Genomic DNA, 26,652 nt, shown 5'->3' on the forward strand with positions numbered 1-26,652 from the left:
CGGACTGGAGTCGGGCAGGTGGCGCCCAACGCGGTCATTGGACGAGGATTCAGATGCTCCAGAAAATCAGGATTGGCACCAGGCTTGCCCTGGCGTTTGCAGTGTTTTTGCTGCTCATCTTCGCGCTGGCCGCCGGCGGCATCAGCGGCGCCAAGCGGCTGACCGAGCGCAGTGCCGCGCTCTATGGAGACCGGACCGTGCCGCTGGGCTTGCTGGCGGAAATCAGCCACCTGACACAGCACAACCGGGTGTTGGTCATGGACATGCTGATGGACCCTGGCACCAGCAACCTGCAGGCGAGCCACGCCGCACTGACCAGCAACGTAGAGCGCATTCGGACGCTGTGGAAGCCCTACGCCGGCAAGGCGCTGGGCGATCAGGAGCAAGCGCTGGCGCAGGCGTTTGCGGCGGCCAATGCCGCGTACCTGGACCAGGGGCTGATCCCCGCCGCTTCGGCCTTGGTGGCAGGCAAATACGACGACGGGTCGGAGCTGTACATCACCCAGATCCGCCCCAACGCGGCCAAGGTGCAGGCGGCCATCGAGGCGCTGGTGGCGCTGCAGATCGATGTGGCGGCGCAAGAGTTTGCGCTCGCGCGGCAGATGAGCCAGACCATCCACTGGTGGATGCTGGCCGCCACCGGGCTGGCGCTCGTGGCGGGGGCCGCGATGGCCTGGGTCATCACGCGCTCCATTTCGCGCCCCTTGCGGCAGGCGGTGGTGCTGGCGCAGACCGTGGCGGGGGGCGACCTGAGTGCGCAGATCGATGTGCGCGGGACGGATGAAACCGCTGAACTGCTGGTCGCCCTGCGCGACATGAACCACCAGCTGGTGCGCGTGATCACCGAGGTGCGCGCCAGCACCGAGATGGTGGCGCAGGAGGCCGTGCTCATCGCCGGGGGCACCGAAGACCTCGCACGCCGCACGGAGGTGCAGGCATCCAATCTGCAGGAAACCGCCGCCTCGATGGAACAGCTCACCATCACCGTGCAGCACAACACAGACAACGCCCACCGCGCTGCCGAACTCGCGCAGGAGGCTGCCAAAGTAGCGACCGACGGCGGCAGCGTGATGCGCGATGTGATCGCCACCATGCAGGAGATCAGCACGCAGTCGCAGAAGGTCACGGAGATCATCAAGGTGATCGACGACATCGCGTTCCAGACGAACCTGCTGGCCCTCAACGCTGCGGTGGAGGCTGCCCGTGCGGGCGAGCAGGGCCGCGGCTTTGCCGTGGTGGCGGGGGAAGTGCGGGGGCTGTCGCAGCGCAGCAGCACGGCGGCCCGGGAGATCCGCGGCCTCATCGCCGCGAGCGTGCACAGTGTCGAACGCGGCAGGACTCTGGTGAGCCAGGCGGGTGGGCGCGTGTCCAGCACCGTGCAGCGGGTGGACCAGATGATGGAGCTGATCTGCCAGATCAAGGATGCGGGCCAGGAGCAGGCCCGCGGTATCGCGCAGATCGGCGAAGCCGTGCGGCTGCTGGACGCGGCCACGCAGAAAAATGCCGTGCTGGTGGATGACAGCTCCTCGGCCTCGGCGGGCATGAAAGACCAGGTGCGCCGGCTGCTGGACGTCATCCAGCACTTCACGCTGGCGCCAGGAGGGCAGGGCCTCCTGCCACCCGCGCCGCCGGCTCGGCCCATGGCCTTGGCGGCCGCGCCCCTGCGCCAGCTTCGCTGATCCAGCGCCACCGGGGGATGTGGCCCCGTCGTCTCTTTCGCACCTTCCGTTTGGCCTGCCGTCCGTTTCAGTGGTCGCTGCAGGGCTCCTGCGACGCAATCTGGTTGCGGCCATGGTGCTTGGCCTGGTACAGCGCCTGGTCTGCGCGGTCGAGCATGTCGCGCAGGCTGCGGTCGGTTCCGCGAAAGGTGCTCAGCCCCAGGCTGGCTGTGACGTGGTAAGCGTTACCCGCTTCGTCGTGCAGCTGCAGGGCCCGCACGCTGTGCAAGATGCGCAGAGCCACCTGCCGCCCTTCGTCCAGGCTGGTAGCCGGCAGCAGCACGCCGAATTCCTCGCCGCCCAGGCGCCCGGCCACGTCGCTCGCCCGCAACTGGCTTTTGACGGCCTGGGCGAACTCGGCCAGCGTGCGGTCTCCCTCCAGGTGGCCGAACCGGTCGTTGATTGACTTGAAATGGTCCAGGTCCAGCATCAGCAGTGTCAGCGGTTCGCCGCTGTGGCGCGAGTGCGCGTAAACCGACTCGGCACACTCCAGAAACGCCCGGCGGTTGGCCATGCCCGTGAGCATATCGGTGGTAGCCAGGCGCTGAAGTTCGCGTTCCAGGTTCTTGCGCTGGGTCACGTCGCGGTAGATGCCTTCGACGCCCGCAAAATTGCCGGCATGGTCATACAGCGCATGGCTGCTGATGGAGATATCGATCACCGTCCCGTCGCGCCGGACCATTTGCCCGGGGAAGTCCGACACCTCGCCGTGCTCCAGGATGACGGCCTTGAACGCGTCGCGATCGGTACTGCGTGGGTAGTAGGACTCGGCCGTGCGGCCTTCGATTTCATGCGGCTCGTACCCCAGCACCCGCCGCACACCCGGGCCAACGTGCCGCACGATTCCCTGGGCGTCGGTGCGGTAGTAGACGTCCTGCATGTTTTCGAACAGTCGGCGGAAGTTCTGCTCGCTCTCACGCAACTGGGCTTCGATCTCGCTCTGGTGCGTCCTGTCCAGGCCGCACATGAGCACAGCGGGTGCGGCGTCCCATTGCGCCGCCACACTGCTGATAAGCACCATGCGCAGGTTTCCCAGCAGTGTGCGGATGCGGAACTCCGAAGGCTTGTTGGGCTGCCCGCCTTGCACGGGCTCTGCCACCTGCTGGACCCGGTTGCTGGATCGTTGCCGGTCGATGGGGTGCACGAAGTCGCGGTAGTGCCGCCCTATCAGCAAGGCGGTGTCCGGCGCTTCCAGCAACTGCGCGCTTGCCGCATTGGCAAAGCGAATGACACCTTCCTGCGTGACGAGCACCGCCGCAGGAAGCATTTGCAGCAAGCGCAGGTCATGGAGCATGGCGGCATCCGGAGTAACAAGAGGTACTCCGGATTTTGGCACCGGTGCGCGTCAGTGGGAACCCACATTGTCGCCACCACAGCGAATAACCCATGAGAAATTCCTTTGCCTCCTGGGCAAAGTCCTATCGTCCAAAGTCTCTCAAAGACCTTTCTTTGGCGCGCTGGCGGAAGCTGCAGCGGCCTGCGCAGCCGCTGCGCGCAGCTTGTCCTTCTTGCTGGGCCGCTTGCCCTTGATGCCGCCGGTGCCTTGCGGGCCGGTGGGCAATGCAACCGCCGGGTCCTCGGCCGGCTCGAACCCGGCGATGTGCTCGCGCGGCAGGCTCAGGTGCTGGCGTTTTTCGATCAGGCGAAAGTGCGCTTCAGCATCTGGCGTGACAAAGCTCACGGCGATGCCGCTCTCACCCGCGCGGCCCGTGCGGCCGATGCGGTGCACGTAGTCGACCGCGGAGCGGGGCAGGTCGTAGTTGACCACGGCGGGCAGCTGCGCGATGTCGATGCCGCGCGCTGCGAGGTCGGTGGTGACCACCACTTGCCAGCGTTCGTCCTTGAACTCCTGCAGCACCTGGTTGCGCGCGCCCTGGCTCAGTCCGCCGTGGAATGGCGTGGCGTAGATACCCGCCTTGTAGAGCTTTTCGGCCACATGCTCGGCGGCGTACTGCGTGGCCACGAACACCAGCACGCGCGACCAACCGTATTCCTTGACGAGGTGGCGCAACAGCTGGGTGCGCCGTGCGGCGTCCACGGCGATGGCGCGCTGCTCAATGGCTGGTTCGTTTCCAGCCGTCTGGGGAACCTCGACACGCACAGGCTGCTTCAGCAGGCCGTCGGCCAGTGCCTGCACAGCGGGCGGGAACGTGGCCGAGAAAAACAGGTTCTGCCGCCGTTTTGGCAGCAGCGCCAGCACCCGCGCCAGCTCTTCGGAGAATCCCAGGTCCAGGAGGCGGTCGGCTTCGTCCAGCACCAAGTGCGCCACTGCGCTAAGGCGCACGGCGTTGCGCTCCGCCAGGTCCAGCAACCGCCCTGGCGTGGCCACCACGATGTCGGCACCGCCCCGTAGGCCCAGCATCTGAGGATTGATGGAGACGCCGCCAAAGACGACCGCCACCTTGGGCGGGGATGGCAGGTGCTGGGCCAGGCTGCGCAGCACCTCGCCTACCTGGGCGGCCAGTTCGCGCGTGGGGACCAGCACGAGGGCGCGGACTCGGCGCGGCCCGCCCGCAGCACTCAGCTGCAGCTGGTGCAGCAGCGGCAGGGCGAAGGCGGCAGTCTTGCCCGAGCCAGTCTGCGCGGCCCCCAGCAGGTCGCAGCCTTGCAAAACGGCCGGAATGGCCTCGGCCTGGATGGGCGTGGGCGTGGCAAACCCGGCCTGGGCGGCAGCGTGGACGAGGGCGGGGGACAGACCAAGGGTGGCAAAGGGCATGGGGCGGCGCGGGCGGGGTGGTGCGCAGCCGACGGGGCATCGGCGCGAGAAGGCGGGAAGGGAGGGAAAGTGGGATTGTCGCTGCAGATTGCGGTGGACCCCGTACCGCGCCGGCTCTTGCGGCGCAGATAATCAGCCGTTTGGCGGCTTGCCGTTCTTCCTTCCTGCCCTGTCCATGGCCCTGACCCTTGACTCTTCTGCCATCACCCACGGCATCCAGCTTGCCGTGGCCCCTGTGTTCCTGCTCACCGCGGTATCCGGCATGATCGGCGCGGTGGCGGGGCGTCTGGCCCGCATCATTGACCGGGCACGCGTGGTCGAAGACCGTGCGCGCGCCAACACCGAGCCCGAGTTTCTGGCGCGCGCCTACAAGGAGCTTGCCGATCTGCGGTTGCGCGGGCGGCTTTCGAACGGCTGCATCGGCCTGCTGACCTTTTGCGCTTTTCTGATCGGCATCACCATCATCTTGCTCTTCCTGGGCGAGACCACCAATTTCCAGTCCAACCGGCTGGCGGTTGCCGGCTTCCTCGCCGGGGTAGCGTCATTTCTGCTGGCGCTGGTGTGCTTCTTGACCGAAACCCTGCTTGCCACCCGCGTGCTCGATTTCCACATGCTGCAGCGCGAAGTGGAGAACCAGAAATGAAATCGTTGGCTGACCTCGGCGGCCTGGTGTACTCCACCGAGTCGGGCCGTATGTGCCCCGGCTGCCGTCAACCGGTGGGGCAGTGCACATGCCACCAAAACAAGCCCCTGCCCACGGGCGACGGCATCGTGCGCGTGTCGCGCGAAACCAAGGGCCGTGGCGGCAAGGCCGTGACTTTGGTCAAGGGCGTGCTGGTGGACGAGGCTGCGCTCACCCAATTGGGCAAGCAGCTCAAGGCCGCCTGCGGCAGTGGTGGCACCGTGAAAGATGGCGTCATCGAAGTGCAGGGCGACCATGTCGAGCGTGTGATTGCGGCCCTTCAAAAGCTGGGCCACAAGGTCAAGCGCGTGGGCGGGTAGGCCAGCCATGGCGCCGCTCGATCCCGAGAAGCTGCAGCGCCTGGTCACCCTGCAGATGCCTTATGGCAAATACAAGGGCACCGTGCTGGCCGATCTGCCGGGCAACTACCTGAACTGGTTTGCTCGCGAGGGCTTTCCCAAGGGCGAGTTGGGCCAGTTGCTGGCCCTGATGCACGAGATCGATCACAACGGCTTGTCAGACCTGCTGCTGCCGCTGCGCCGCGCCGGGGCTGCGGGCCGGTGATTGCAACGGCGCTGATCAGCTTTGGCTGCGCGCGCGGATGCTACCGGCGCGCACTGCGATAGGTGCGGGCCATAAACCGCCGGAGCGCCACAGCATGGTGACGATCATCGCCAGCGCAATCAGCAAGGGGCGCATCACGCCAGCATCCAGTTGCCCGTCGGTCGCCGCCTGCAAAGGGCCGACCACATAGCGCAGCACTTCGGGCAGGGCCGCGAGCATGACGGCTCCCAGAACGACGCCTGGGATGTGGCCCATCCCGCCAAACACCACCATGGCCACAATGAGCACCGACTCGTTCAGGCTGAAGGCCTCGGGCGAGACAAAGCCCTGGAACGCGGCAAACATGGCGCCAGTGACGCCACCGAAGCTGGCTCCCACGCCAAAAGCCATCAGCTTGAGATTGCGGGTGTTGATGCCCATGGACCGCGCTGCGGTCTCGTCCTCGCGGATGGCCATCCACGCGCGGCCAATGCGTGAATCCTGCAAGCGCTGGCAAATGACGATGGTGACCAGCACCAGGGCGAGGAACAGGTAGTAGTACAGCGTGACCGATGCGACTTCGTGGCCTGCAATGACCTGGGGCTGGCCCAGGTCCACCCCCAGGATGCGGACTGGATCAATCAGCCCCAGGCCCTGGGCGCCGTGGGTGATGTTGACCGGGTGGCCCATGTTGATGACCAGCAAGCGCACGATTTCGCCAAAGCCCAGTGTGACCACCGCCAGATAGTCGCCGCGCAGCTTCAAGGTAGGCGCTCCCAGCAGCATGCCGAGCAGGGCGGCCAGCACCGCACCCAGCGGGATGGTGACCCACCAGGGGGTGTGCAGCCCGTCCGGAAACAGCGCGGCAATCCAGGCAAAGTGGTCGGTGAGGTGCGGCGACGTTAACAGTGCGAAGAGGTAGGCGCCCAGTGCATAGAAGGCGACGTAGCCCAGGTCGAGCAGGCCCGCATAGCCCACCACGATGTTCAGGCCCAGCGCCAGCATCACGTACAGCAGGCTGGTGTCCGCAACGCGCACCCAGTGGTGCCCCAGACTCTGCAGCACCAGGGGCAGCAGGAGCAATAGGGCCGCCAGGCCTGCGCGCCGGGCATGGCGCATTAAGGAGGTTTTCATGGGCAGTGAGGGTTGATGGCGCGCTGCATGAACCGCCAGTCGCCTTGAAGCGCGACCGGCACCTCGGTGCCTTCGTAGGCCGCGCAGTCGGTGAAGCCGTGTGCCTCGTACAGGCGGTGTGCAGCCTGCATGAACAAGGCGGTGTCCAGGTAGATCCGGGCGTAACCCCATGAACGGGCGTCTGCCAGCAATCTGCGCAGCGCCGAAGATCCGAGGCGCATGCCGCGGTAGGCAGGGCGAACATACAGGCGCTTGATCTCCGCGTTGCTGCCACCCAGACTGCGCAGCCCGCACATGCCAGCGGCTTCCCCGTTGACCGCGATCAGATAGAACGCGCTGCCCGGTGGGTGCCCGGCGCAAAGTGCCTGCACCACGTCCGCGCTGCCTTCGGATCGCGGCAGTCCCGCGTCCTGCGTGTTGAGGGCTGGAAAGCACCGCAACATTTCAGCGTGAACCCAGGACAAGTATTCGGCTTGCAGGCCAAGCAGCGAGTCGTGGGCCGTGCAGGGGCTGCCGGCTTCTGCGCGGATGAACGATGGAGTGGGCATGGGCGGCAAGGCTCTTGTGGTTTGACCAAGGTTAAACTGGACTGAATAGATAAAAAAGTGGCATTGATTCCTTTCATTGCGGAAGAAAATGATTGAATCTGCCGCATCAACCAAAACAAGCGAGTGCAGATGGACAAGCTCAGCGGCATGTTGGCCTTTGTCAAAACGGCGGAACTGGGCAGCTTTGTGGCGGCGGGAAGGGCGCTTGCGATCTCCGCCTCAGCCGTGGGCAAGGCGGTGGCGCGCCTGGAGCAGGAGGTGGGTGTGCGGCTCTTGCAGCGCAGTACCCGCCGTATCCAGCTCACGGCAGAAGGCCACCTGTTTCACGAGCGCTGTCGGCGCATCCTGGATGACCTGGACGATGCGCAAGCCATGCTGTCCTTGTCGCGCGAGGCGCCACGGGGAAGGCTGCGCGTGAGCGCACCCATCGTGGGATACCACTTCCTGATCCCCTTGGTGCCGGAGTTTCTTGAACGCCACCCGGAGGTGGAACTGGACATCAACTTCAGCGACCGCGCAGTCGACCTGATCGACGAGGGCATCGACGTAGCCATTCGCAGCGGCGACCTGCGCGACTCCCGCCTGGTCTCCCGTCCACTGCAAAGATTCCAGCTCTTGCTGTGCGCTGCCCCTGCCTACTTGAACCGCCACGGCACGCCTGCTGCCATGCGCGATCTGGAGCGGCACGCCTGCGTGCGTTTTCGCCACCCCGACTCCGGCAAGCTGCTCGACTGGCCTTGGCATGAGACCGTGGCCAGCACCGAGCCGCGCCTGCGCACGGTGCTGGCCTGCAACAACATCGAGGCAGTTCTGGGGGCCACGCTGCGGGGGCTTGGAATTGCTTGCTTGCCCGACTTCCTGGTGGGTGAGGCCCTGGCCGATGGCCGATTGGTCAGCGTGCTGGAGCAGGAGCTGGGACCCAGCCGCCAGTTCAGGGCCCTCTGGCCCTCCAGCAGGCATCTGTCGCCCAAGGTGCGTGTGTTTGTGGACTATCTGGGGGAGCGGCTGTCCGGCCCGCCATAATCGCGCCCATCCACACAACTACCCCGAGGGAATGCACATGAAGGGCAATATCGCTGCGATCGTTCTGGTCGTGCTGGGCGTGTTTTTTCTGTTGACCAATCTGGGGCTCATCAGCATCAGTCTGCGCGAACTGCTCCGCGTGTGGTGGCCGGTGGCGTTGATTGCGGTGGGCTTGGCGCTGTTCTTCACGCCTGGCGACAAGAAGAAGTAACGCGGCCCCGCTCGGGGCTCAGTGCCCGGCGTCCCCGCCGTGCCGCGGCGCAAACGCCGGGTCGCTGCCAAAGTAGCCCCGGAACAGATTGCGCGCGATGCCGTGCGCCGCCACCTGCAGGTCGTGGGCGACCTCGGGGGCAAAAAGGCGGTTGGTGTGCTGTTGCCACAGCCCTACCCAGGCCGCAAAGTGGGCCGGCGTGACGCCTTCCAGCGCCATGTGCTTGCCAAACACATCGCCCTTGAAACTGCGCGTGCCCAGGGCCACCGTGCTCCAGAAATCCACCAGCCGCTGCAGATGGGCGTCCCACCGGCCGTGCAGCGCCTTCTCGAACACGGGGCCGAGCAGCGGATCGTTGCGCACGTCCGCGTAGAAGCCATGCACCAGCTGCGCGATGCGGTCCACGTCCGGCGCGAGCGCGGCTTTGGTGTCGGGTGCAGTGGGTGCGGGGCTCATGCCGGCAGTGTGCCACCTCCGCTGCAAGCGCAGCCTGACGGGCCGCAACCTTGCGACGCAGCCGCGGTGGCCTCGAACTGCGGGAACAGCACGTTGTTTTCCAGGTGGATGTGGTTGATCAGATCATCGCCCAGCTGTGCAATGCCGGCGTACAGCGCGCGCCAGGTGTTGCAGGCGCCTTGCGGAGGCGTGGCGTCGTTTGTCAGGGCGTTGAGCTTGTCCAGTGCTTCACCATGGTCCACGTGCTCGGCCCGCATCATGCCGATGGGCTGGCCCACGAACGGGTTCCCGCCATTCTTGAGCATGGGAAAGAGCACCTGCTCTTCCTTGAGCATGTGCGACAGCAGGTCTTCGTGCATTTCTTCGAGGTGGTCTGCCAGTCCGGCCGGCACGTGCGGGTTGTCGCGGTGCACGGCCTCGACGCGGCGGGCCATGCGGATCAGCTCGGGCAACTGTTCGCGGTGCACCTCGTGGTACCGGGCCAGGATGTGGTCGATGAGGGCGCTGGCCGATGCGGCGGCGGGCAGGGCGTCGCTGCGATGCAGGGCCGACAACTCGCGCAGCACGGCGTCAACGTCCAGGCCCTTGTCAGCGGCCGCCTGGGCCAAGGGGACCTGGCCGCCGCAGCAGAAATCGAGCTTCAGCCGACGGAACACCGCAGTGGCGCCCGGAAGCTGCACTGCGATCTGGCCGATCTGCTGATCGGCGCTGAGCGGAGCGGGGGCGGTATCGGCATCTTGCAGGTGGTCAACGCGGGCGTTCATGGAAGGTCCTTTAAAGATTCATTCGGTATGAATATTTTATGAAATAAAATTGAAGGTAGATACCTCCTGCAATTGACCTAGGGCAAATCTCATGCGACTGACCCAGTGGACCGACTACACGCTGCGCGTACTCATGTACTGCGCAGCGACAGAAGGCCGGGTCCAGCCGGTCACCATCACCGAGGTGGCGCAGGGCTACGGGATTTCGCGCAGTCACCTGATGAAGATCGTGCAGGAGTTGTCCGCCAGCGGACTGCTGGAGACCACGCGCGGCAGAGGAGGCGGTATTCGGTTGAAGCAGCCTGCCTCCAGCATCAACATTGGTGCAGTGGTGCGTGCCACCGAGACCGACTTCCATCTGGTGGAGTGTTTTGACCCCGCCACCAACCAGTGCCGGTTGAGCGCTGATTGCGGTCTCAAAGGCGTGTTGTGGCGGGCCATGCAGGCGTATCTGGCCGTGTTGGACGGAGTGACCCTGGCGGACTTGCTGCCCTCGCAGCGGGCGTCAGCGCCTGTATCGATCAAGGGGCGACCGCTGCAGGGGCTGTTGCCTCCGGCGTCCCTGTTGCCGATGCAAGACTGAATTCACCGCGTGCCATGCCGTTTGCCGGGTTGCATCGGTCGGCGCCCGGGGCAGGGAGGCAGGCTGGTCTCTGGCCTTGGCTTTCAACAGGGGCGAACAGGCTGTGGGCCCGCAAACGCCTCGCGGTAGCGCGCCGGGGTCAAGCCCACATGGCGTGCGAACTCGCGGGTGAAGTGCGGCTGGTCTGCAAAGCCGCAGGCGTAACCGATTTCCGCCAGGCCGTGCTGGCTGTCGAGTAGCCATTGCGCTGCCATGCGGGCGCGGGCCTCGGCCACGATGTGGCGGCAGCTCAGTCCGGCTTGCGCCAGGGACCGCTGCAGGCTGCGGCGGGCCAAGCCCGCGCGTTGGGCCAGCGCTTCGACGGAGTGCAGTGCGGCGGGATCCCGCAGCACGTGGCGTGCCAATTCGTGCGCGAGGGGGGGCCACGGCAGCGCGTCACACAAGCCGGCGGATGGCTGCAGCCGCAGAGGGCGCGGGGCGCCTGCAGTCACATCGTTCGGTTGCCACCGGACAGTCCAGTGGCCCAATGGGCTCACTTGTCCCGGTGGGCCGTGTGGACCCGGTGCAGCCAGTGCGTTCAGCAGCGCAGTCGGCGCCGCCAGGCTGCCCGTGCCATCCGGGGCTGTTTGCAGCACGGCCTGTTGGTACGAGCCCCCCGGCGCACCGATTTCCACTTGCAGCTGGCCCACGGCCATGGCGCGGCACGCGCCTGTGAGCACCCCCAGCACGGCCAGGCTTTCCGCAGGACGGGGTTCTTCGGATACGCCGGGACGGGCATGGTGGTGCAGCACCAGAGTGCCTCGTGCGCTGGCCTTGATGCTGACCTGGTGGCGCGAGTGCACGTAGCGCTCCAGACGCTGCCAGCGCGCCATCAGCTCGGGCGGGCTGCTTGCGCCCAGCAGCGCGCGGTGCACCGGGTCACCCGCCAGCAGGTCCACCCGCTGTGCCAGTTGTAGCAGCGTGCCCAGGCCGCCCTGTTGCAGCACGGCTTCGACCACGCTGCGCTTGTAGGCCAGGGGCACATGGCTGGCGGCCAGCCCGTCCATATCCGGCGGGGGCGGTGGCGGCACCAGCCCGTGTGCGGCCATGGCGCGCACCAGCAGGCGGACCATGGCGGCGCTGGCAAAGTCTTGCATGGGCGGATTGTGCCGTTGGTGCGACCCCGCTAAGCCCGCGTGGACAAGGCCTGCAGCACATCCGCGCTGCGCACCGGCAGGCGGGCAAAACGCACGCCGGTGGCGTCGCGCAGCGCGTTGGCGATCGCTCCAGCCCCGGCCACCATGGCGGTTTCTCCGGCACCGGTGGGCGGCGCGCTGCTGTCGATCAGGTGCACATGCAGCGGCGGCACGTCGCCCATGCGTGGCAGCGGGTAGTCGGCAAAGCTGGCGGCGGCCACGCCCGAGCGGGCCACGGGCAGTTGCTCGTGCAGCACCATGCCCAGGCACCACACGAGGTTGCCCTCGGTCTGCGCGCGCACGCCGTCGGGCTGCAGCACCAGGCCGCAGTCGTGCGCGCACCACAGCGCCACCACACGCACCCGGCCGGTGGCGCGCTGCACCTCCACATCGGCCACGGCGGCGGCATAGCTCACGCCTTTGTAGATGCCGCCTGCGATGCCGCGCCCGCGCAGGGTGGTGGCGTCGCTGGCGGGGCGCTCTGGCCAGCGGGCTTCGGCGGCGGCGCGGCGCAGCACCTGGGCCAGACGTTCATCGGTGGTGTGCTGCAGGCGCCAGGCCAGCGGGTCGGCCCCGGCCAGGCGTGCGCATTCGTCCATGGCGCTTTCCACCACCAGGGTGTTGGGCCCTGCGCCCAGGCCGCGCCAGGGGCCTGTGTGCACGGGCAGGCGCTGGGCGGTGAACTCGATGCGCTGCTGGGGCACGTCGTACGGCATTTGTGCGCCGCGCGCCACGCCGCTGTCGCCCGCCAGGTCGGCCAGGGTTTGTATCCACACCGGCATGGCGGCGGGTGTGAACAGGATGTGGCTGCTGGCCAGCGCATGCCACCAGTGGGTGATGCGCTCGCCTTGCACGTGGGCCCGCACACGGTGGCTGGAGGGCGGGCGCTGGAAGCCCTGGGCAAACTCCTGCGCGCGGCTCCATTGCACTTTGACGGGCGCCCCCACCGCCTGGGCGAGCACGGCGGCTTCGAGTTCCACCGTGCACAGGGTGCGGCCACCAAAGCCGCCGCCGATGCGGCAGGCCTGCACCTCGATGCGTTCGGCATCCAGGCTGAACTGGCGGGCGAGCACGTCGCGCATGTAGAACAGGTCTTGGGTGCCCGCCCATACCTTCAGGGCGATGTCTTTTTTGTCTGCGTCGGCCAGCCACTGCGCCGTGGCGCTGCGGGGCTCGATGGGCGCGTGGGCGGCCAAGGGCACGTCCATGCGCAGGTCTAGCGTCCATGCTGTGTCTGTGGGCGGCTCGTCCTTGCGCAGGCGGTGCTGCAGCGGGCCCCGGTGCAGGTGGGTGTCGATGTCTATGCGCTCGTCGATGGCGGTCTGCTCGAACGCGCTGCCGTCTTCCACTTGCCATTGCACGGCCAGCGCGGCCTCGATGCGGTCGAGCGCCGAGGGCGTGCGCGCCACGATGCCCAGGCCCAGGCTGCCCATCTGCGCGAGGCGCGGGTGCTGCACCACGGCCACGCAGGCGGGGTCGGCGCGGGCGGCCGTCTCATCCCACGCCTGTGGGCGCGAGGTGATTTCGGCTGACATCGGTGCGCGCAGCACGCGGCCGTACAGCAGGCCGGGCAGGCGCGTGTCGCCCGCAAACAGCGGCTGGCCGGTGACGAGGGCGTGCAGCTGGCCCGGCGCCGCCGCAGCTTCTTTGGTGACCCCCGTGCGCGGCTGCAGGCTGCGCAGCGCGCTGGGCGCAATGTCACGCGCGGCCAGCGTGCCCGTGGTCTGGCCTTGCGCCAGGGCCTCGCGCAAGGTGGCGCAGGCACGGGCCAGGGGCAGGGCAAAGTCCTGCACGCTGGCGCTGCCCACGGTGGCGCGCACGCGGGCGATGTGGCGGGTGCTGGGCAGTTGCAGGTGCACCTGTGCGGGCGGCACGCCCAGCTCGGCAGCGGCCAGGCCCTGCAGCGCGACGCTGATCTGCTGGCCCATTTCGGCACTGGGCAGCCACAGGGTGTAGCGGCCGTTGTCGTGCCGTATCCAGCCCAGCGCGTCATCGGCGGTGGAAGTGGGGCGCTTGGGGATCACCGGCACCAGGCTGCAGCCCGACAGCGTGACGGTGAGTACCCCGGCGCCCGCCGTTGCCAAGAACTGGCGGCGCTTCATGGCTTCGCACCCTCAGCAGCCTGGTGGATGGCCGCGCGCACCCGGTGCTGGGTGCCGCAGCGGCACAGGTGGGCCGACATGGCGGCGTCGATCTGTGCATCGCTCGGGCGGGGCGTGGCGCGCAGCAAGGCCACGGCGCCCATGATCTGGCCGCTCTGGCAGTAGCCGCACTGGGGCACGCGCAGGTCCAGCCAGGCCTGTTGCACGGGGTGCAGCGTGCCATCGGGCGCCGCCAGGCCTTCGATGGTGGTAATGGAGCGCCCTTGCAGCCCGCGCGCCGTCTGCAGGCAGGCGCGCTGCGCCACGCCGTCGATGAGCACGGTGCAGGCGCCACATTGGCCCATGCCGCAGCCAAAGCGGGTGCCCGTGAGGCCCAGCGGCTCGCGCAGCAGCCAGAGCAGGGGTTCGTCCTCCCAGCCGGGGGGCACCGGCTGGGCTTGTTGGTTCAGGGTGATGTGCATGGGGCCTCCGTGGGTGTGACGGGGCCAGTGTGCAAAGGCGGAGGCGGTTGGTCTTGAAGATCTGCGCCAAACAGATCAGAGCGGCAACTTTGGCGTCGGGCCGGGGATTTGAGTGAAATGGCCTCCAGCGCTTGTCCATCAAGCGCTAGAAGCTATCATTTTGGAAGCATTGCACTCCACTGCGGCATGGTCTGCGCCCACCACAGCCGCAGGCGCATGGCCCATTCGGGCGTGTAGCCCGAGGTGGCAAACCGCACCTGGCCGTGCGCGTCGATGACCACCAGTGCAGGCACGGCGCGCACGCCCCAGCTGCGTGACAGGGTGCCCTGCGGGTCCACCGCCGTCTGCCAGGGCATGCCGCGCTGGCGCTGCACTTGCGCCACCTTTTCGGCGTTGCCCGACTGCATGGCCACACCCAGCACGGGCCAGTCGGCGGACAGGCTGGCGATGCTGGGCTCTTCCAGCTTGCAGATGGAACACCATTCGGCCCAGAAATGCACCGCCACCGCCTGGCCCGGGTGCTGGGCGCGCCAGGCGGCCAGGGTGGTTGCGGGAGGGGTGCCAGTGGCGGCTGCGGCCATCACCAGCGCCACATCGGGTGCGGGGCCCTGGGGCAGGTCGCGCGTGCGCCAGGTGTCGACCGCCACGATGGCGATCCAGGCGAGTGCGAGGGTGGCCAGGTGCTGCTTCCAGCCCCGGCGCAGGGCCTGTGCGGCGCGGGTGATGCGGGCTTTCAGCATGACTGGAGGGCGATGCCGTCGTGGATCAGCGCAGCACTTCGAGCAGCCGATCCAGCCCGCCCTGGTTGATGGCCACCTTGGCCTGCGCGCGCACGGCGGGCTTGGCGTGGTAGGCCACCGACAAGCCTGCAGCTTCCATCATCGGCAGATCATTGGCGCCGTCGCCCACGGCAATCGCCTGCTGGGGCGAGATGCCCATGAGCGAGGCCACCTCCAGCAGCGTGCGGCGCTTTTCGGCGCCGTCGCAGATGTCGCCCCAGGCCTGGTCCACCATGCGGCCGGTGAGCAGGCCGTTTTCGACTTCCAGCACATTGGAGCGGGCAAAGTCGATGCCAAGCCCGGCTTTGACGCGGTCGGCAAAGAAGGTGAAGCCGCCTGAGACCAGTAGCGTGGTCAGGCCCGCCGCCTTGGCGGCGGTGATCAGCTCCTTGGCGCCGGGGTTGAAGCGCAGGCGCTCGGTGAACACCTGCTCCATGTGCTGCACTGTCACGCCCTTGAGCAGGGCCACGCGCTGGCGCAGGCTCTCTTTGTAGTCGGTGATCACGCCCTGCATGGCCGCTTCGGTGATGGCGGCCACCTCGGCCTTGCGGCCTGCGGCGTCGGCGATTTCGTCCACACACTCGATGTTGATGAGGGTGGAGTCCATGTCGAAGGCGATGAGCTTGTAGGCGGACAGGGACAGGGGGGGCTCAATACCTTGGATGACAAGGCCCGGAGCGAATTCGGTGGCGTGGTTCATGGCGCGAACGTGGGGTTCATTGTTTTGGGGACGCAAAACCCGCAATGGTATCGCCCGCGCCGTGGTTCCCCCATTGGCGGGGCGATGCCGAGAGGGCGCTCGTTTGTCAGGTAGGCTCGGACGATGTGTACCCGGCCTGCTTGCGCAGCCCAGATGGAAGACCGATGAAAACCATTGACGAAATGCTGAACCTGGACCTGCTCACGCCGCAGCAGCATGGCGAGATCAGCGCCTGGATTGCGCGCTCTGCCTCGCCCGATGAAATCTTGCAGATGCCCAGACCACTGTGGCACGCCGTGGAGCGGGCGAGCCAGGTGATGGGCATTGATGTGGATTTGTTGCGCCCACCGGCCTTGGATGCAGGCGGTGTGGGCTGAGTCGGCCGGGGGACGCTCCTGGCCTTCTGGAGTGGGTTGTCAGCGGGGCCGCCCACTCCGGCCGCATGGCCGCGCGCGCATGGCTGCGTGCGGCCAAGGCGGCGAACGGTGCGTGATGCGCTTCGCGTCAGTGCGCAGTCGGCAAGCCCTTGCGGTGGGCGGCACGGAGCGCGGCCGCGGGGTCGGGCTTGGGCGGCTCCTTCATCTTGACGAGGAACAGGCGCAGAAAGAACGCGGCCATGCACAGCGTGATCGCGATCACGACGATGCTCATCAGGCCGTAGTCAGTAGAAAAAAGATCGTTCAACAGCTTCATGGAACCCTCCGTTTGGTGGTGCTCCAATATCCCGCGCCAGGGGCCATTGACCATTGCGCTGTGTCAACCATTCGGGCCCGGTCCATTGCGGTTCGTCAAGGGCGCGGGAGGTACAGCCGGTCGGACCAGGTGGCCAGCCACTCGGGCTTGAAAGCCACGAAGATGGCGGCGAGCATGCCGGTGACAAAACCATCCCCCCAGGCCATGAGCCAGCGTGCCACCAGCGACAGATCGCCGCCCACCCCCGGCAGCGCATGGCCGCTCCACTGCGAGAGCACGCCCGATGAAAACACGCACACCACCGTGCCCAGGAAGGCTCGGCCGAGCACATACACAAAGGGTTTGGTGCCGGTATAGCGCCGCACGAGGGCGCCCAGGCCGAGTGCCAGCGTGGCAGGCACCACGCCGAGCCAGGCGATGGCGCCCAGTGCGTCGCCCCATGCCAGGGCTGGGGAGACCAGAGCGGCCGTAATGCCCACGGCGATGAGCACAGGCACGGCCAGCGGCCAGCCCAGCATCAGCACCACCAGGCACGCGCCCGACCATTGCAATTGCAGCGGCATCGCATGCAGGGTGGGCAGGGCCCACATCCAGGGTAAAAACACCAGCGTGGCGAGCAGCGGCGTCCACAGCGCGGACGGCGCTCCATGGGCTTCGTGCGCCAGGGTCGGGCGGCTGCCCAGCATGCGCCACGGCCGCGCAGCCACGGCGCCGGCCAGGGCGATGAGCGTGAGGGCAGCTTCGAGCCACATACCAATTGCTATGCTATTGATAGCTGGTTGCGATTGTAAATAAAGCGCTGGAGGCCAATTTGATTGAAATCATCATGCGGCGACCGGTGGCTGCCCCAGCGACCGCAGAATGTCCCGCACCATCTGCGCGCGGTCCTTGGGCTCCTTCAGCTCGCGCTCGATGCGCAGCTTCTCGTTGCCCGCCAGCTTGATGTGCTTGTTCTTCTGGATCAGCTCGATGATGCGCATCGGGTCGATCGGTGGTTGGGGCTTGAAGGTGATGTTGATGACGCCCGGGGCGGCATCGACCTTCACCACGCCGTAGGGCTGACTCAGCACGCGAAGGCGGTGCACGTCGATCAAGGTCTGGGCCTGGGGCGGCAGTTTGCCAAAGCGGTCCACGATCTCCTCGAGCAGGCCGTCGATCTGGTCGGGCGTCTTGGCCGTGGCCAGCTTCTTGTAGAACGACAGGCGCAGGTGCACGTCGCCGCAATAGTCGTCGGGCAGCAGGGCGGGGGCGTGCAGGTTGATGTCGGTGGTGACGGACAGGGGCGAGAGCAGGTCGGGCTCCTTGCCCGCCTTGAGCGCCTTGACGGCCTCGCTCAGCATCTCGTTGTAGAGCTGGAAGCCCACTTCGAGCATGTTGCCGCTCTGGTTCTCGCCCAGCACCTCGCCCGCGCCGCGGATCTCCAGGTCGTGCATGGCCAGGTAGAAGCCGCTGCCCAGTTCCTCCATCTGCTGGATGGCTTCGAGCCGCTGCTGCGCCTGCTTGGTGAGGCCGTCCACGTCGGGCACCATGAGGTAGGCATACGCCTGGTGGTGGCTGCGGCCCACGCGGCCACGCAGCTGGTGCAGCTGCGCCAAGCCGAACTTGTCGGCGCGGCTCATGATGATGGTGTTGGCCGTGGGCACGTCGATGCCGGTCTCGATGATGGTCGAGCACAAGAGGATGTTGAAGCGCTGGGCCACGAAGTCGCGCATCACGCGTTCGAGCTCGCGCTCGGGCATCTGGCCGTGGGCCACGGCGATGCGGGCCTCGGGCAGGATTTCTTCGAGCTTCTGGCGGCGGTTCTCGATGGTCTCCACCTCGTTGTGCAGGAAGTAGACCTGGCCGCCGCGCTTCAGTTCGCGCAGCACCGCTTCGCGGATCACGCCTGTGCCCTCGTTGCGCACAAAGGTCTTGATCGCCAGGCGCCGCTGCGGCGCGGTGGCGATCACGCTGAGGTCGCGCAGGCCTTCAAGCGCCATGCCCAGCGTGCGCGGGATGGGGGTAGCGGTGAGGGTGAGCACGTCCACCTCGGCGCGCAGGGCCTTCATTTGCTCCTTGTGGCGCACGCCGAAGCGGTGCTCCTCGTCGATGATCAGGAGGCCCAGGTTGTGGAACTTGGTGGACTCGGACAGCAGCTTGTGCGTGCCCACCACAATGTCCACCGTGCCGTCGCCGATGCCCTTGATGGCGGCGGTGATCTCCTTGCCCGAGCGAAAGCGCGAGACTTCGGCCACCTTCACCGGCCATTTGCTGAAGCGGTCCACCAGGGTCTGGTAGTGCTGCTCGGCCAGCAGCGTTGTGGGTGCCAGGAAGGCCACCTGCTTGCCGCCCGTGACTGCCACGAAGGCCGCGCGCAGCGCCACTTCGGTCTTGCCGAAGCCCACATCGCCGCAGACCAGGCGGTCCATGGGGCGCGGGCTGATCATGTCCTGGATCACGGCGTGGATGGCGGCGTTCTGGTCGGCCGTTTCTTCAAAGCCGAAGTCGTTGGCAAAGGTCTCGTAGTCCTGCGGGCTGTAGCGGAAGGCATGGCCTTCGCGCGCGGCGCGGCGGGCGTAGATGTTGAGCAGCTCGGCCGCGCTGTCGCGCACCTGCTCTGCGGCCTTGCGCTTGGCCTTCTCCCACTGGCCGCTGCCCAGCTTGTGCAGCGGTGCCTCGTCGGCGCTGACGCCGGTGTAGCGGCTGATGAGCTGCAGCTGGCTCACGGGCACGTACAGCACGGCCTTGTCGGCGTATTCCAGGTGCAAGAACTCCTGCATGGCGGGCGTGCCGTCGGGGTTTTTGTTGCCCACGTCCATGTTGACGAGGCCCCGGTAGCGGCCGATGCCGTGCTGGCTGTGCACCACCGGGTCGCCCACGTTCAGCTCGGCCAAGTCCTTGATCAGTGCCTCTACGTCGCTCACCTGCTCCTGCTTCTTGCGGCGGCGCGTGGTGGGGCTGGCGGCGAAGAGCTCGGTCTCGGTGACGAAGTCGATGCCATCCTCGATCCAGCTGAAGCCCACGGTGAGGCCGGCGGTGGCGATGCCCACCTTTTCTTCGGGCGTGCCCTGGAACTCGGCCAGCGAGTCGAAGGCCGGCGGGTTCACTCCGCTCGCGCGCAGGAAGTCCAGCAGGCTCTCGCGGCGGCCATCGCTTTCGGCCAGCAGCAGCACGCGGTGCTGGGTGTTGCGGATGTGGGCGTGCAGGCGGGCCAGCGGGTCTTCGGCGCCGCGCACCACCGACAGGTCGCCGAGCTTCTGGAAGTTCGGGTTGTCGTCGACATCCTCGACACCCGGGCGGATGGATAGCTGCGCATGCTCCTTGGCGCGGGTATAGAACTGATCGGCCGACAGGAACAGCGCCTCGGGCGGCAGCACCGGGCGCTCGGGGTCGCCCTGCACCAGGCGGAAGCGGTCCTTGGTGTCCTGCCAGAAGCGTTGAAACGCGGGCTCCAGGTCGCCGTGCAGCACCACTGTGGCTTCGCCGCCCAGGTAGTCGAACACCGTGGCCGTGTCGTCGAAGAACAGCGGCAGGTAGTACTCGATACCGGCCGTGGCCACGCCCGCGCCCATGTCCTTGTAGATGCGGCTCTTGGTCGGGTCGCCTTCCAGCATCTCGCGCCAGCGGCTTCGGAATTTGGCGCGTGCGTCGTCGTCCATGGGGAACTCGCGGCCGGGCAACAGACGCACCTCGGGCACGGGGTACAGGCTGCGCTGGCTGTCCGGGTCGAAGGTGCGGATGCTGTCGATCTCGTCGTCGAACAGGTCCACGCGAAAGGGCACGAGCGAGCCCATGGGGAACAGGTCGATCAGCCCGCCGCGCACGGCGTACTCGCCCGGGCTCACCACCTGCGAAACATGCGAGTAGCCCGCCAGCGTGAGCTGGGCCCTGAACTTGGCTTCGTCGAGTTTTTGCTTGACCTTGAAGTGGAAGGTGTAGCCCGCCAGAAAGGAGGGCGGGGCGAGGCGGTACAGCGCCGTGGTGGCGGGCACCAGCACCACGTCGGCGCCTGTTTCCTTGTCTTTCTGCGAGATGCGCCACAGCGTGGCCAGCCGCTCGCTGATCAGGTCCTGGTGCGGGGAGAAGGTGTCGTAGGGCAGCGTCTCCCAGTCGGGAAACAGCGCGCACCGCAGTCCGGGTGCGAAGAACGCCATCTCGTCGATGAGGCGCTGCGCATCGGTGGCATCAGCCGTGACGATGGCCGTGGTGCGGCCGGCGGCCTTGTCGCGCTCGGCCAGTCGGGCCAGCAACAGCGAATCGGCGCTGCCCACGGGGCGGGGCAGGGCAAAGCGTTTTCCGGGGGAGAGTTTGGGCAGTTCCATGCGGACGGGAGGGGGCGTCAATGGGCCCGCCGCATCCTGGTGGCGCGGTGCGCGCGGGCGGGTCGGGGGCAACGGACCATTTTAGGACCTGCCCGTGATCCTTGCCGGCTCCCGCGCGGCCCGTGCGCCACATGCCGTACGGTGCGCCCGGCGGCCCTCCTAAAATGGCGCCTTCATGACCATCGACCCGCTGCTGCAAACCTCGCTCGCCACGCCGCATGCTGTCACGCCTGCGGCGGGCCGCTTCTGGGCGCTGGTGCCTTGCGCGGGCACCGGCTCACGGGCGGTGGCATCGCGGCCGGCGGCGCCGTCTGGGGGCTCGACGGTTTCTGGCTTTGGTGCGCTGGCGGGGGCCGCCGGAGAACCGCTGGCGCCGCCCTCCCTGCCCAAGCAGTACCACTTGGTGGCAGGGCATCCCATGGTCATGCACACCCTTGCGGCTTTCGCCGGGGTGGGCCGCCTGGCAGGCACGCTGGTGGCCGTGGCGCCGGGTGACCGCTATCTCGATGCCCATGCGCACCCATCGTTCTTTGTGGTGGACTGCGGCGGCCCCACACGCGCCGCCACGGTGCAGGGCGGCCTTGTGGCGCTGCAAGAGCGTGGTGCACGGCCCGATGACTGGGTGCTGGTCCACGACGCCGCGCGCTGCCTGGTCACGGCCGAGCAGATCGACCGGCTCATCGACGTTTGCGCGACAGACAGCGTGGGCGGCCTGCTGGCGCACCAGCTCGCCGACACGCTCAAGACCTCCATCGACGGCCCCGGCGGCGTGCGCGTGGCCTCCACGGTGGACCGCAGCAACAAGTGGCTCGCGCAGACCCCTCAGATGTTCCGCATCGGCCCGCTGCAGGATGCGCTGGCCAAGGTGGGCAGCAACGTGACCGACGAGGCCAGTGCGATGGAGGCCATGGGCCTGCACCCTCGGCTGGTGCCTGGCGGCGCGCAGAACTTCAAGGTCACCTATCCCGACGACTTTGCCTTGGCCGAGGCCGTTCTGGCCCAGCGCGGCCACGGCACCACGCTGGCCCGCTTTGGCGGTGAGCGCGGGCACGGTGCCATTGAGACCGGGCGCAAGACGATATTTTGAGGACGGGCGCATGCGTGCACCGGCCGATGCATCAACGAAGGCAAAGATGAATTTCAGGATTGGCGAAGGGTGGGACGTGCATGCGCTCGTGCCAGGCCGTGCCCTCGTGATTGGCGGGGTTCAAATTCCCCACACCATGGGCCTGCTGGGCCATTCGGACGCCGACGTGCTGCTGCATGCCATCACCGATGCCATTCTGGGCGCGGCGGGGCTGGGCGACATCGGCAGCCATTTTCCGGACACCGACGCGCAGTTTCGTGGGGCTGACTCTGCTATTTTGTTGGCCGAGGCTGCGCGCCGCGTGCGGGCCGCCGGCTACAGCATCGGCAACGTGGACAGCACCGTGGTGGCACAGGCGCCGCGCCTGGCGCCGCACATCCCGCGCATGCGGGAATGCATCGCCAAGGCGCTGGAGGTCGAGCCCGGCCAGGTCAATGTGAAGGCAAAGACGGCCGAGCGCCTGGGGCCCGTGGGGCAGGGCCTGGCGATGGAAGCACGCGCCGCGGCCTTGATCTACAAGGCCTGAAGCCCCTGTTGCGCCATCAGGCCATCCCCGACCAAGCCGCCACGTAGCCCGGCGTGGCCTCCGTGTTCAGCGGGTCGGCCTCGGGGGTGCCGCGCACCTGCACGATCGGCAGCACGCCGGCCCAGGCGGGGTGCTGCAGGTCCTCCGCATCGTCCACGGGCGGGCCGCTGCGTACCTTGCAGGCGGCTTCATCCAGCGAAATGCGCAGCACGGTGGTCGCCGCGAACTCCTTGTCGTTGCCGGCTCGGATCTCGGCCTGGCGGCCGATTGCGATGTGGTCCATGAGCGCCGCCAGCGCGGCGTGCTTGTCCGCCACGGGCTCGAAGCGGCCGTAGACCATGGCGGCGCGGTAGTTCATCGAGTGGTTGAAGGCCGAGCGCGCCAGCACCAGCCCGTCCAGGTGGGTGATGGTCACGCAAGCCGGGGTGCCCTTGCCCAGCCACTTGATCATGCGGCCGCCGTTAGAGCCATGGATGTACAGGTGCTCGCCCGTGCGCCAGCAGGCCGTGGGGATGTTGTGGGTGCCCTGATCGTCGGCAAACGCCACGTGGCACAGATAGGCGGCGTCGATGATGGCATGCAGCGTGGCGCGGTCGTAGCGGGCGTTCTCGGCCACGCGGCGGATGCGTGTGCGATCGGACGAGGGGAGGGCGGCGGCAGTGTCGTTCACGAAATTTTCCGGATGCGAAAGTGGATGAAGGGGCGGAATGTAGAACGTGTGTGGTGCCAGAATAAGACCCACAACGACGCTATTTTTTAGAGCCACAAACGCCGATGGATTTCCAGCTTCTGTTCACTGCCTTCCAGGCGCTGCCGGCCCATGCGCGCTGGCCGCAGCAACGCCAGCTGCACGAATGCCTGCGCCAGGCCATCCGCAGCGGCAACCTGGTCGGCGGCATGCGCCTGCCCGCCACCCGCGCGCTGGCGGCCGAACTGGGCGTGGCGCGCAACAGCGTGCTGTACGCCTACGAGCAGTTGGCCACCGAAGGCTTTATCGTGGCCACCCGACGCGGCAGCGTGGTGGCGCCGCTGGCCGGGCGGCTGGTGGCGGTCGACGCGCCCGCTCCGCCGATGCCTTCTGCGCGCGGCAGCCTGTCGCGGCGTGCGCAGAACATGCCGTTGCTGCCGGGGGCGGAGACTGCGGCAGCGTTCGCGCCGGGCGTGCCGGCGCTGGGGGAGTTCCCGGTGCTGCGCTGGCGGCGCCTGCTCGACCGGGCCTGGGCGTCGCTGCGGCCCGCAGACCTCAACTACGCCAACCCGGCCGGGGAGCCTGCGCTGCGCGAAGCCATCGCTGGGCACCTGCGCGTGGCGCGTGGCGCGCTGGCCGATGCGGCGCAGGTGTTCATTACCGACGGAACCCAGGGCAGCTTGGACCTGTGTGCCCGTGCGTTCGCCGATGCGGGCGACAAGGTGTGGATTGAAAACCCGGGCTACCAGGGCGCGGTGGCGGCGTTTCGCGCGGCGCAGCTGCGGGCCGTGGGCATCGTGGTCGATGGCGAGGGCATGGCCCCCACGGCGAGCGACTGGCAGCGCCAGCGGCCGCGGCTGGTGTACACCACCCCCTCGCACCAGTACCCCGTCGGCAGCGTGATGAGCCTCGCGCGGCGCCTGGCGCTGATCGACGGCGCACGCCGGGCCGGTGCGCTGGTGATCGAGGACGACTATGACAGCGAGTTCCGCCACGACGGGCCGCCCCTGGCCTGCATGCAGGGCCTGGCGCCGGATGCGCCCGTGGTCTACCTGGGCACCTTCAGCAAGACGTTGTTCCCTGGCTTGCGCATCGGCTTCATGGTGGTGCCCCAGGCCCTGGCACCCGCGCTGGCGCTGCTGCTGGACCGGGCGGCGCCGCGCGGGCGCACGGCTGAGCAGCGGGCGCTGGCGGATTTCATCGTGAGTGGCCAGTTTGCGCTGCACCTGCGGCGCATGCGCCGCCTCTACCGCCAGCGGCGCGATGCGCTGGTGGCCGCGCTGGCCAGTCACCTGGGCGATGTGGCCACCGTGCACGGCGGCACGGCCGGCATGCACCTGGCCCTGCGCCTGCACGATGCCCGGTCCGACGACGTGGCGCTGAGTGCCAGGCTCATGGCGCGGCACGGCATCATGGCGCCAGCCCTGAGCCTGCATGCCGTGGGCCTGCGTGCGCAGCCCTGGCGCGGCTTTCTGCTGGGCTATGCGCAGGTGCCGGTGGAGGCGATCGAGCCGTTGGTGAAGAAGCTGGCAAGCGTGGTGCGGAATTGATGGCTGGTGGCCGCGGTGGCTCCCCGCTGGCTCGACGCCACTCGCCCGGTGCGTACCGCCTCGCTATGCGCTCTCCCGCCCGATGATCGAAAAGCCGATGTCCACCACGGGCTCGGCCACAGGCTGGCCCTCGGCGCGGTTGGCAATCAGCTGCGCTGCCAACTGGCCCATGCGCGTGCCGTCGATGCGCACGGTGGAAAGGCTGGGGCTCACGGTCTGCGCGAAGTCGATGTCGCCAAAGCCCATCACTGCGAGCTGATCGGGCACGGCGATACCGCGCACGCGCGCCTCGGTCAGCACGCCCAGCGCCAGCATGTCGGAACTGCAGAACACCGCGTCCATGTCAGGCGCCTCGGCCAACAGGGCAGCCAACCCCTCGCGGCCATCGGCATGGGTGGTGGGTGATTTGCCCAGGCGCACCGTAGGCGCGCGAAGCCCCAGGCGCTGCGCAGCTGCCGTGAAGCCACGCGCGCGGCGGGCGGCACGCTCGTCGCCGCCACTGAGCAGTGCCAGATGGCGTCGCCCTTTGGCAAACAGGTCCTCGCACACGGCCGCGCCCAGCGCTTCATGCCGCAGGCCCACCAGCATGTCGATGGGGGTGTCGGTGAAGTCCCAGGTTTCGACGATGGGGATGCCCGAGGCGGTGAGCAGACGCCGCCCTTCGGGCGAGTGCATCACACCCGTGAGCACGATGCCATCGGGTCGTCGGCCGACGATGGCGCGCAGCAACTCGTCCTCGCGTGAACGCGCGTAGCCCACTTGGCCCAGCATCACCTGAAAGCCGCGCAGTTCCAGAGCCTCGGTCAGCGCCTGCACCATCTCGCCAAACAAGGGGCCTGTGAGTGTGGGCACTAAAGCCGTGACCACATGGCTGCGTGCCGACCGTAACCCGCCCGCCACCAGGTTGGGTACATAACCCAGTGCAGACACGGCCTCCTGCACGCGTTCCCGCGTGCGCTCGGACACCTGCTGCGGCGTATTGATGGCGCGCGAGACGGTGATCATCGACACGCCTGCGCGCTCGGCCACCTCGCGCAGCGTGACGGCGGGGCGGTCGCGGCCGGGAAGAGGCGCAGTGTGGGGTGCGTGCATGGTGGCGGAGTCTAAAGCGGGAAGTCGCCTGAACGACGCCGCAGGCGGCTTCTCGGCGGATTAGCGGTCATGGAGCTTAAAACCAAGGGTTTGCCCTATGTTGTCCGATGATGTTAACGTTAACATTTGCGGATTCTGGCAATTTTTTTTGAGATTTGCCCCAAAACTAGCCAGCTTGTACGACCTTTTGATTTGCTTTCCAACGTTCACCGCGCGCCAACTACCATGACCCCCCAAGAACTCAAGACCATCATGGGCTCCGGCCTGCTGTCGTTCCCAATCACGGACTTTGACGAGCAGGGCAACTTCCGCCCCAAGACCTATATCGAGCGCCTGGAGTGGCTCGCCCCCTACGGCGCCAGCGCGCTGTTTGCCGCCGGTGGCACGGGCGAGTATTTCTCGCTGTCGGGCCCCGAGTACAGCGAAGTCATCAAGACCGCCGTAGACACCTGCCGGGGCAAGGTGCCCATCATTGCCGGTGCCGGTGGCCCCACCCGCACGGCCATTGCCCATGCGCAAGAGGCCGAGCGCCTGGGCGCCCACGGCATCCTGCTGCTGCCGCATTACCTGACCGAAGCGGGCCAAGAGGGCCTGATCGAGCATGTGGCCCAGGTCTGCAAGAGCGTGAAGTTCGGCGTGATCGTCTACAACCGCGACCGCACCAAGCTCACGGCCGAGTCGCTGGCCATCCTGGCCGACCGATGCCCGAACCTGGTGGGCTTCAAGGACGGCGTGGGCAACATCGAAACCATGTCTTCCATCTACATGAAGCTGGGCGATCGTTTCTCGTACCTGGGTGGCCTCCCCACGGCCGAGGTGTATGCGGCGGCGTACAAGGCGCTGGGCACGCCGGTGTATTCGTCGGCGGTGTTCAACTTCATCCCGAAGACGGCGATGGAGTTCTACAAGGCCGTGGCCAGCGACGACACGGCCACCCAGCACCGGCTGCTCAAGGAGTTCTTCATGCCGTATCTGGCCATCCGCAACCGCGTGGAAGGCTATGGCGTGTCCATCATCAAGGCAGGTGCGCGCATCGTGGGCCACGACGGCGGGCCGGTGCGCGCGCCGCTGACGGACTTGAAGCCCAGCGAGATGGAAGAGCTCAAGGCGCTGATCGACA

28 protein-coding genes are annotated in these 26,652 nt (G+C 67.5%); 12 read left to right on the forward strand and 16 right to left on the reverse strand.

The window, feature by feature from the left end:
• Positions 1–53: 53 nt before the first annotated feature.
• Entirely contained in the window at positions 54–1,679 is a 1,626-nt protein-coding gene (locus MRY84_RS19375) for a methyl-accepting chemotaxis protein (RefSeq protein WP_291507319.1), read from the forward strand.
• A 67-nt stretch (positions 1,680–1,746) separates the two neighbouring features.
• On the opposite strand, the gene MRY84_RS19380 is transcribed toward MRY84_RS19375, so the two are convergent.
• Both MRY84_RS19380 and MRY84_RS19385 read right to left on the reverse strand, forming a co-directional pair.
• On the reverse strand, positions 1,747–3,012 hold the full coding sequence (locus tag MRY84_RS19380; protein WP_291507320.1) for a sensor domain-containing diguanylate cyclase: 1,266 nt from the start codon (positions 3,010–3,012) through the stop codon (positions 1,747–1,749).
• Between the two features lie 141 nt (positions 3,013–3,153).
• Positions 3,154–4,434, reverse strand: a complete 1,281-nt coding sequence (locus MRY84_RS19385) for a DEAD/DEAH box helicase (RefSeq protein WP_291507321.1) — start codon at positions 4,432–4,434, stop codon at positions 3,154–3,156.
• Positions 4,435–4,609: 175 nt separating this feature from the next.
• Between MRY84_RS19385 and MRY84_RS19390 the strand changes: the two genes are divergently transcribed.
• From MRY84_RS19390 to MRY84_RS19400, 3 genes are read left to right on the forward strand one after another with little or no spacing between them, the layout of a single operon-like run.
• On the forward strand, positions 4,610–5,077 hold the full coding sequence (locus MRY84_RS19390; protein WP_291507322.1) for a DUF2721 domain-containing protein: 468 nt from the start codon (positions 4,610–4,612) through the stop codon (positions 5,075–5,077).
• Positions 5,074–5,436, forward strand: coding sequence for a translation initiation factor Sui1 (locus MRY84_RS19395; protein ID WP_291507323.1), 363 nt, complete (start codon positions 5,074–5,076; stop codon positions 5,434–5,436). The genes MRY84_RS19390 and MRY84_RS19395 overlap by 4 nt, the downstream gene beginning before the upstream one ends.
• 7 nt (positions 5,437–5,443) lie before the next feature.
• Entirely contained in the window at positions 5,444–5,680 is a 237-nt protein-coding gene (locus MRY84_RS19400; protein WP_291507324.1) for a DUF3820 family protein, read from the forward strand.
• A gap of 15 nt (positions 5,681–5,695) precedes the next feature.
• Here the strand turns inward: MRY84_RS19400 and MRY84_RS19405 are convergent, their stop codons facing one another.
• Both MRY84_RS19405 and MRY84_RS19410 read right to left on the reverse strand, forming a co-directional pair.
• Positions 5,696–6,793 (reverse strand): ABC transporter ATP-binding protein, encoded by a 1,098-nt coding sequence (locus MRY84_RS19405; protein WP_291507325.1) that lies wholly within the window; start codon positions 6,791–6,793, stop codon positions 5,696–5,698.
• Positions 6,790–7,341: a GNAT family N-acetyltransferase gene (locus tag MRY84_RS19410; RefSeq protein ID WP_291507326.1), complete on the reverse strand. Its 552-nt coding sequence runs from the start codon at positions 7,339–7,341 to the stop codon at positions 6,790–6,792. The genes MRY84_RS19405 and MRY84_RS19410 overlap by 4 nt, the downstream gene beginning before the upstream one ends.
• Before the next feature lie 129 nt (positions 7,342–7,470).
• Here MRY84_RS19410 and MRY84_RS19415 point away from each other — a divergent pair, with 129 nt between their 5' ends.
• Positions 7,471–8,364 (forward strand): LysR family transcriptional regulator, encoded by an 894-nt coding sequence (locus tag MRY84_RS19415; RefSeq protein WP_291507327.1) that lies wholly within the window; start codon positions 7,471–7,473, stop codon positions 8,362–8,364.
• 37 nt (positions 8,365–8,401) lie between these two features.
• The gene (locus tag MRY84_RS19420) at positions 8,402–8,575 is read left to right on the forward strand and encodes a DUF5668 domain-containing protein (RefSeq protein ID WP_197506377.1); all 174 of its coding nucleotides are present in this window, start codon (positions 8,402–8,404) and stop codon (positions 8,573–8,575) included.
• 18 nt (positions 8,576–8,593) lie between these two features.
• Here MRY84_RS19420 and MRY84_RS19425 read toward each other — a convergent pair whose 3' ends face one another.
• Positions 8,594–9,031, reverse strand: coding sequence for a group III truncated hemoglobin (locus MRY84_RS19425; protein WP_291507328.1), 438 nt, complete (start codon positions 9,029–9,031; stop codon positions 8,594–8,596).
• The gene (ytfE, locus tag MRY84_RS19430) at positions 9,028–9,795 is read right to left on the reverse strand and encodes an iron-sulfur cluster repair protein YtfE (protein ID WP_291507329.1); all 768 of its coding nucleotides are present in this window, start codon (positions 9,793–9,795) and stop codon (positions 9,028–9,030) included. Before ytfE ends, MRY84_RS19425 begins: the two co-directional genes overlap by 4 nt.
• 91 nt (positions 9,796–9,886) lie before the next feature.
• On the opposite strand from ytfE, the gene MRY84_RS19435 reads away from it, so the two are divergent.
• Positions 9,887–10,378, forward strand: coding sequence for an Rrf2 family transcriptional regulator (locus tag MRY84_RS19435; RefSeq protein ID WP_291507330.1), 492 nt, complete (start codon positions 9,887–9,889; stop codon positions 10,376–10,378).
• An 83-nt stretch (positions 10,379–10,461) separates the two neighbouring features.
• Here the strand turns inward: MRY84_RS19435 and MRY84_RS19440 are convergent, their stop codons facing one another.
• The 5 genes from MRY84_RS19440 to serB all read right to left on the reverse strand — a co-directional run bounded on the left by MRY84_RS19440 (position 10,462) and on the right by serB (position 15,595).
• A complete protein-coding gene (locus MRY84_RS19440) occupies positions 10,462–11,514 on the reverse strand; it encodes a helix-turn-helix transcriptional regulator (protein WP_291507331.1) in 1,053 nt (350 codons plus the stop codon).
• A 29-nt stretch (positions 11,515–11,543) separates the two neighbouring features.
• Entirely contained in the window at positions 11,544–13,655 is a 2,112-nt protein-coding gene (locus tag MRY84_RS19445) for a molybdopterin cofactor-binding domain-containing protein (protein WP_291507332.1), read from the reverse strand.
• A complete protein-coding gene (locus MRY84_RS19450) occupies positions 13,652–14,116 on the reverse strand; it encodes a (2Fe-2S)-binding protein (protein ID WP_291507333.1) in 465 nt (154 codons plus the stop codon). The genes MRY84_RS19445 and MRY84_RS19450 overlap by 4 nt, the downstream gene beginning before the upstream one ends.
• A gap of 155 nt (positions 14,117–14,271) precedes the next feature.
• Positions 14,272–14,856, reverse strand: a complete 585-nt coding sequence (locus MRY84_RS19455) for a redoxin domain-containing protein (RefSeq protein ID WP_291507334.1) — start codon at positions 14,854–14,856, stop codon at positions 14,272–14,274.
• Between the two features lie 25 nt (positions 14,857–14,881).
• Positions 14,882–15,595 (reverse strand): phosphoserine phosphatase SerB, encoded by a 714-nt coding sequence (gene serB / locus MRY84_RS19460; RefSeq protein ID WP_291507335.1) that lies wholly within the window; start codon positions 15,593–15,595, stop codon positions 14,882–14,884.
• A gap of 164 nt (positions 15,596–15,759) precedes the next feature.
• Here serB and MRY84_RS19465 point away from each other — a divergent pair, with 164 nt between their 5' ends.
• Entirely contained in the window at positions 15,760–15,972 is a 213-nt protein-coding gene (locus tag MRY84_RS19465) for a hypothetical protein (protein WP_291507336.1), read from the forward strand.
• A gap of 127 nt (positions 15,973–16,099) precedes the next feature.
• Here the strand turns inward: MRY84_RS19465 and MRY84_RS19470 are convergent, their stop codons facing one another.
• The 3 genes from MRY84_RS19470 to mfd form a co-directional block, all read right to left on the reverse strand.
• Positions 16,100–16,288, reverse strand: coding sequence for a DUF3149 domain-containing protein (locus tag MRY84_RS19470; protein ID WP_174240373.1), 189 nt, complete (start codon positions 16,286–16,288; stop codon positions 16,100–16,102).
• Positions 16,289–16,383: 95 nt separating this feature from the next.
• Positions 16,384–17,040: a hypothetical protein gene (locus tag MRY84_RS19475; RefSeq protein ID WP_291507337.1), complete on the reverse strand. Its 657-nt coding sequence runs from the start codon at positions 17,038–17,040 to the stop codon at positions 16,384–16,386.
• Between the two features lie 72 nt (positions 17,041–17,112).
• Complete coding sequence (mfd, locus tag MRY84_RS19480) at positions 17,113–20,589, reverse strand: transcription-repair coupling factor (protein WP_291507338.1); 3,477 nt, start codon at positions 20,587–20,589, stop codon at positions 17,113–17,115.
• A 175-nt stretch (positions 20,590–20,764) separates the two neighbouring features.
• Here mfd and MRY84_RS19485 point away from each other — a divergent pair, with 175 nt between their 5' ends.
• Both MRY84_RS19485 and ispF read left to right on the forward strand, forming a co-directional pair.
• Entirely contained in the window at positions 20,765–21,676 is a 912-nt protein-coding gene (locus tag MRY84_RS19485; RefSeq protein WP_291507339.1) for a 2-C-methyl-D-erythritol 4-phosphate cytidylyltransferase, read from the forward strand.
• A gap of 46 nt (positions 21,677–21,722) precedes the next feature.
• Complete coding sequence (gene ispF / locus MRY84_RS19490; protein WP_291507340.1) at positions 21,723–22,202, forward strand: 2-C-methyl-D-erythritol 2,4-cyclodiphosphate synthase; 480 nt, start codon at positions 21,723–21,725, stop codon at positions 22,200–22,202.
• Positions 22,203–22,218: 16 nt separating this feature from the next.
• Here the strand turns inward: ispF and MRY84_RS19495 are convergent, their stop codons facing one another.
• A complete protein-coding gene (locus MRY84_RS19495; protein WP_291507341.1) occupies positions 22,219–22,872 on the reverse strand; it encodes a pyridoxamine 5'-phosphate oxidase family protein in 654 nt (217 codons plus the stop codon).
• Between the two features lie 104 nt (positions 22,873–22,976).
• Here MRY84_RS19495 and MRY84_RS19500 point away from each other — a divergent pair, with 104 nt between their 5' ends.
• Positions 22,977–24,440: a PLP-dependent aminotransferase family protein gene (locus MRY84_RS19500; RefSeq protein WP_291507342.1), complete on the forward strand. Its 1,464-nt coding sequence runs from the start codon at positions 22,977–22,979 to the stop codon at positions 24,438–24,440.
• Between the two features lie 63 nt (positions 24,441–24,503).
• Here MRY84_RS19500 and MRY84_RS19505 read toward each other — a convergent pair whose 3' ends face one another.
• Complete coding sequence (locus MRY84_RS19505) at positions 24,504–25,532, reverse strand: LacI family DNA-binding transcriptional regulator (RefSeq protein ID WP_291507343.1); 1,029 nt, start codon at positions 25,530–25,532, stop codon at positions 24,504–24,506.
• Between the two features lie 225 nt (positions 25,533–25,757).
• Here MRY84_RS19505 and kdgD point away from each other — a divergent pair.
• The coding region (gene kdgD, locus MRY84_RS19510) for a 5-dehydro-4-deoxyglucarate dehydratase (RefSeq protein ID WP_291507344.1) at positions 25,758–26,652 on the forward strand (895 nt) is incomplete at its 3' end.

This window comes from Acidovorax sp., from assembly GCF_022763525.1.
GTDB lineage: Bacteria > Pseudomonadota > Gammaproteobacteria > Burkholderiales > Burkholderiaceae_C > Acidovorax.

Excerpts from the sequence above, each read along its gene's own strand:
- MRY84_RS19425 (WP_291507328.1), bottom strand. The coding sequence starts at position 9,031 with ATGAGCCCCGCACCCACTGCACCCGACACCAAAGCCGCGCTCGCGCCG.
- MRY84_RS19375 (WP_291507319.1), top strand. The coding sequence starts at position 54 with ATGCTCCAGAAAATCAGGATTGGCACCAGGCTTGCCCTGGCGTTTGCA.
- ispF (WP_291507340.1), top strand. The coding sequence starts at position 21,723 with ATGAATTTCAGGATTGGCGAAGGGTGGGACGTGCATGCGCTCGTGCCA.
- MRY84_RS19500 (WP_291507342.1), top strand. The coding sequence starts at position 22,977 with ATGGATTTCCAGCTTCTGTTCACTGCCTTCCAGGCGCTGCCGGCCCAT.
- ytfE (WP_291507329.1), bottom strand. The coding sequence starts at position 9,795 with ATGAACGCCCGCGTTGACCACCTGCAAGATGCCGATACCGCCCCCGCT.
- MRY84_RS19385 (WP_291507321.1), bottom strand. The coding sequence starts at position 4,434 with ATGCCCTTTGCCACCCTTGGTCTGTCCCCCGCCCTCGTCCACGCTGCC.
- MRY84_RS19420 (WP_197506377.1), top strand. The coding sequence starts at position 8,402 with ATGAAGGGCAATATCGCTGCGATCGTTCTGGTCGTGCTGGGCGTGTTT.
- MRY84_RS19405 (WP_291507325.1), bottom strand. The coding sequence starts at position 6,793 with ATGAAAACCTCCTTAATGCGCCATGCCCGGCGCGCAGGCCTGGCGGCC.
- MRY84_RS19415 (WP_291507327.1), top strand. The coding sequence starts at position 7,471 with ATGGACAAGCTCAGCGGCATGTTGGCCTTTGTCAAAACGGCGGAACTG.
- MRY84_RS19410 (WP_291507326.1), bottom strand. The coding sequence starts at position 7,341 with ATGCCCACTCCATCGTTCATCCGCGCAGAAGCCGGCAGCCCCTGCACG.
- MRY84_RS19400 (WP_291507324.1), top strand. The coding sequence starts at position 5,444 with ATGGCGCCGCTCGATCCCGAGAAGCTGCAGCGCCTGGTCACCCTGCAG.
- MRY84_RS19395 (WP_291507323.1), top strand. The coding sequence starts at position 5,074 with ATGAAATCGTTGGCTGACCTCGGCGGCCTGGTGTACTCCACCGAGTCG.
- MRY84_RS19465 (WP_291507336.1), top strand. The coding sequence starts at position 15,760 with ATGAAAACCATTGACGAAATGCTGAACCTGGACCTGCTCACGCCGCAG.
- serB (WP_291507335.1), bottom strand. The coding sequence starts at position 15,595 with ATGAACCACGCCACCGAATTCGCTCCGGGCCTTGTCATCCAAGGTATT.
- MRY84_RS19455 (WP_291507334.1), bottom strand. The coding sequence starts at position 14,856 with ATGCTGAAAGCCCGCATCACCCGCGCCGCACAGGCCCTGCGCCGGGGC.
- MRY84_RS19485 (WP_291507339.1), top strand. The coding sequence starts at position 20,765 with ATGACCATCGACCCGCTGCTGCAAACCTCGCTCGCCACGCCGCATGCT.
- MRY84_RS19380 (WP_291507320.1), bottom strand. The coding sequence starts at position 3,012 with ATGCTCCATGACCTGCGCTTGCTGCAAATGCTTCCTGCGGCGGTGCTC.
- MRY84_RS19470 (WP_174240373.1), bottom strand. The coding sequence starts at position 16,288 with ATGAAGCTGTTGAACGATCTTTTTTCTACTGACTACGGCCTGATGAGC.
- MRY84_RS19450 (WP_291507333.1), bottom strand. The coding sequence starts at position 14,116 with ATGCACATCACCCTGAACCAACAAGCCCAGCCGGTGCCCCCCGGCTGG.
- MRY84_RS19475 (WP_291507337.1), bottom strand. The coding sequence starts at position 17,040 with ATGTGGCTCGAAGCTGCCCTCACGCTCATCGCCCTGGCCGGCGCCGTG.
- MRY84_RS19445 (WP_291507332.1), bottom strand. The coding sequence starts at position 13,655 with ATGAAGCGCCGCCAGTTCTTGGCAACGGCGGGCGCCGGGGTACTCACC.
- MRY84_RS19440 (WP_291507331.1), bottom strand. The coding sequence starts at position 11,514 with ATGCAAGACTTTGCCAGCGCCGCCATGGTCCGCCTGCTGGTGCGCGCC.
- mfd (WP_291507338.1), bottom strand. The coding sequence starts at position 20,589 with ATGGAACTGCCCAAACTCTCCCCCGGAAAACGCTTTGCCCTGCCCCGC.
- MRY84_RS19505 (WP_291507343.1), bottom strand. The coding sequence starts at position 25,532 with ATGCACGCACCCCACACTGCGCCTCTTCCCGGCCGCGACCGCCCCGCC.
- MRY84_RS19435 (WP_291507330.1), top strand. The coding sequence starts at position 9,887 with ATGCGACTGACCCAGTGGACCGACTACACGCTGCGCGTACTCATGTAC.
- MRY84_RS19390 (WP_291507322.1), top strand. The coding sequence starts at position 4,610 with ATGGCCCTGACCCTTGACTCTTCTGCCATCACCCACGGCATCCAGCTT.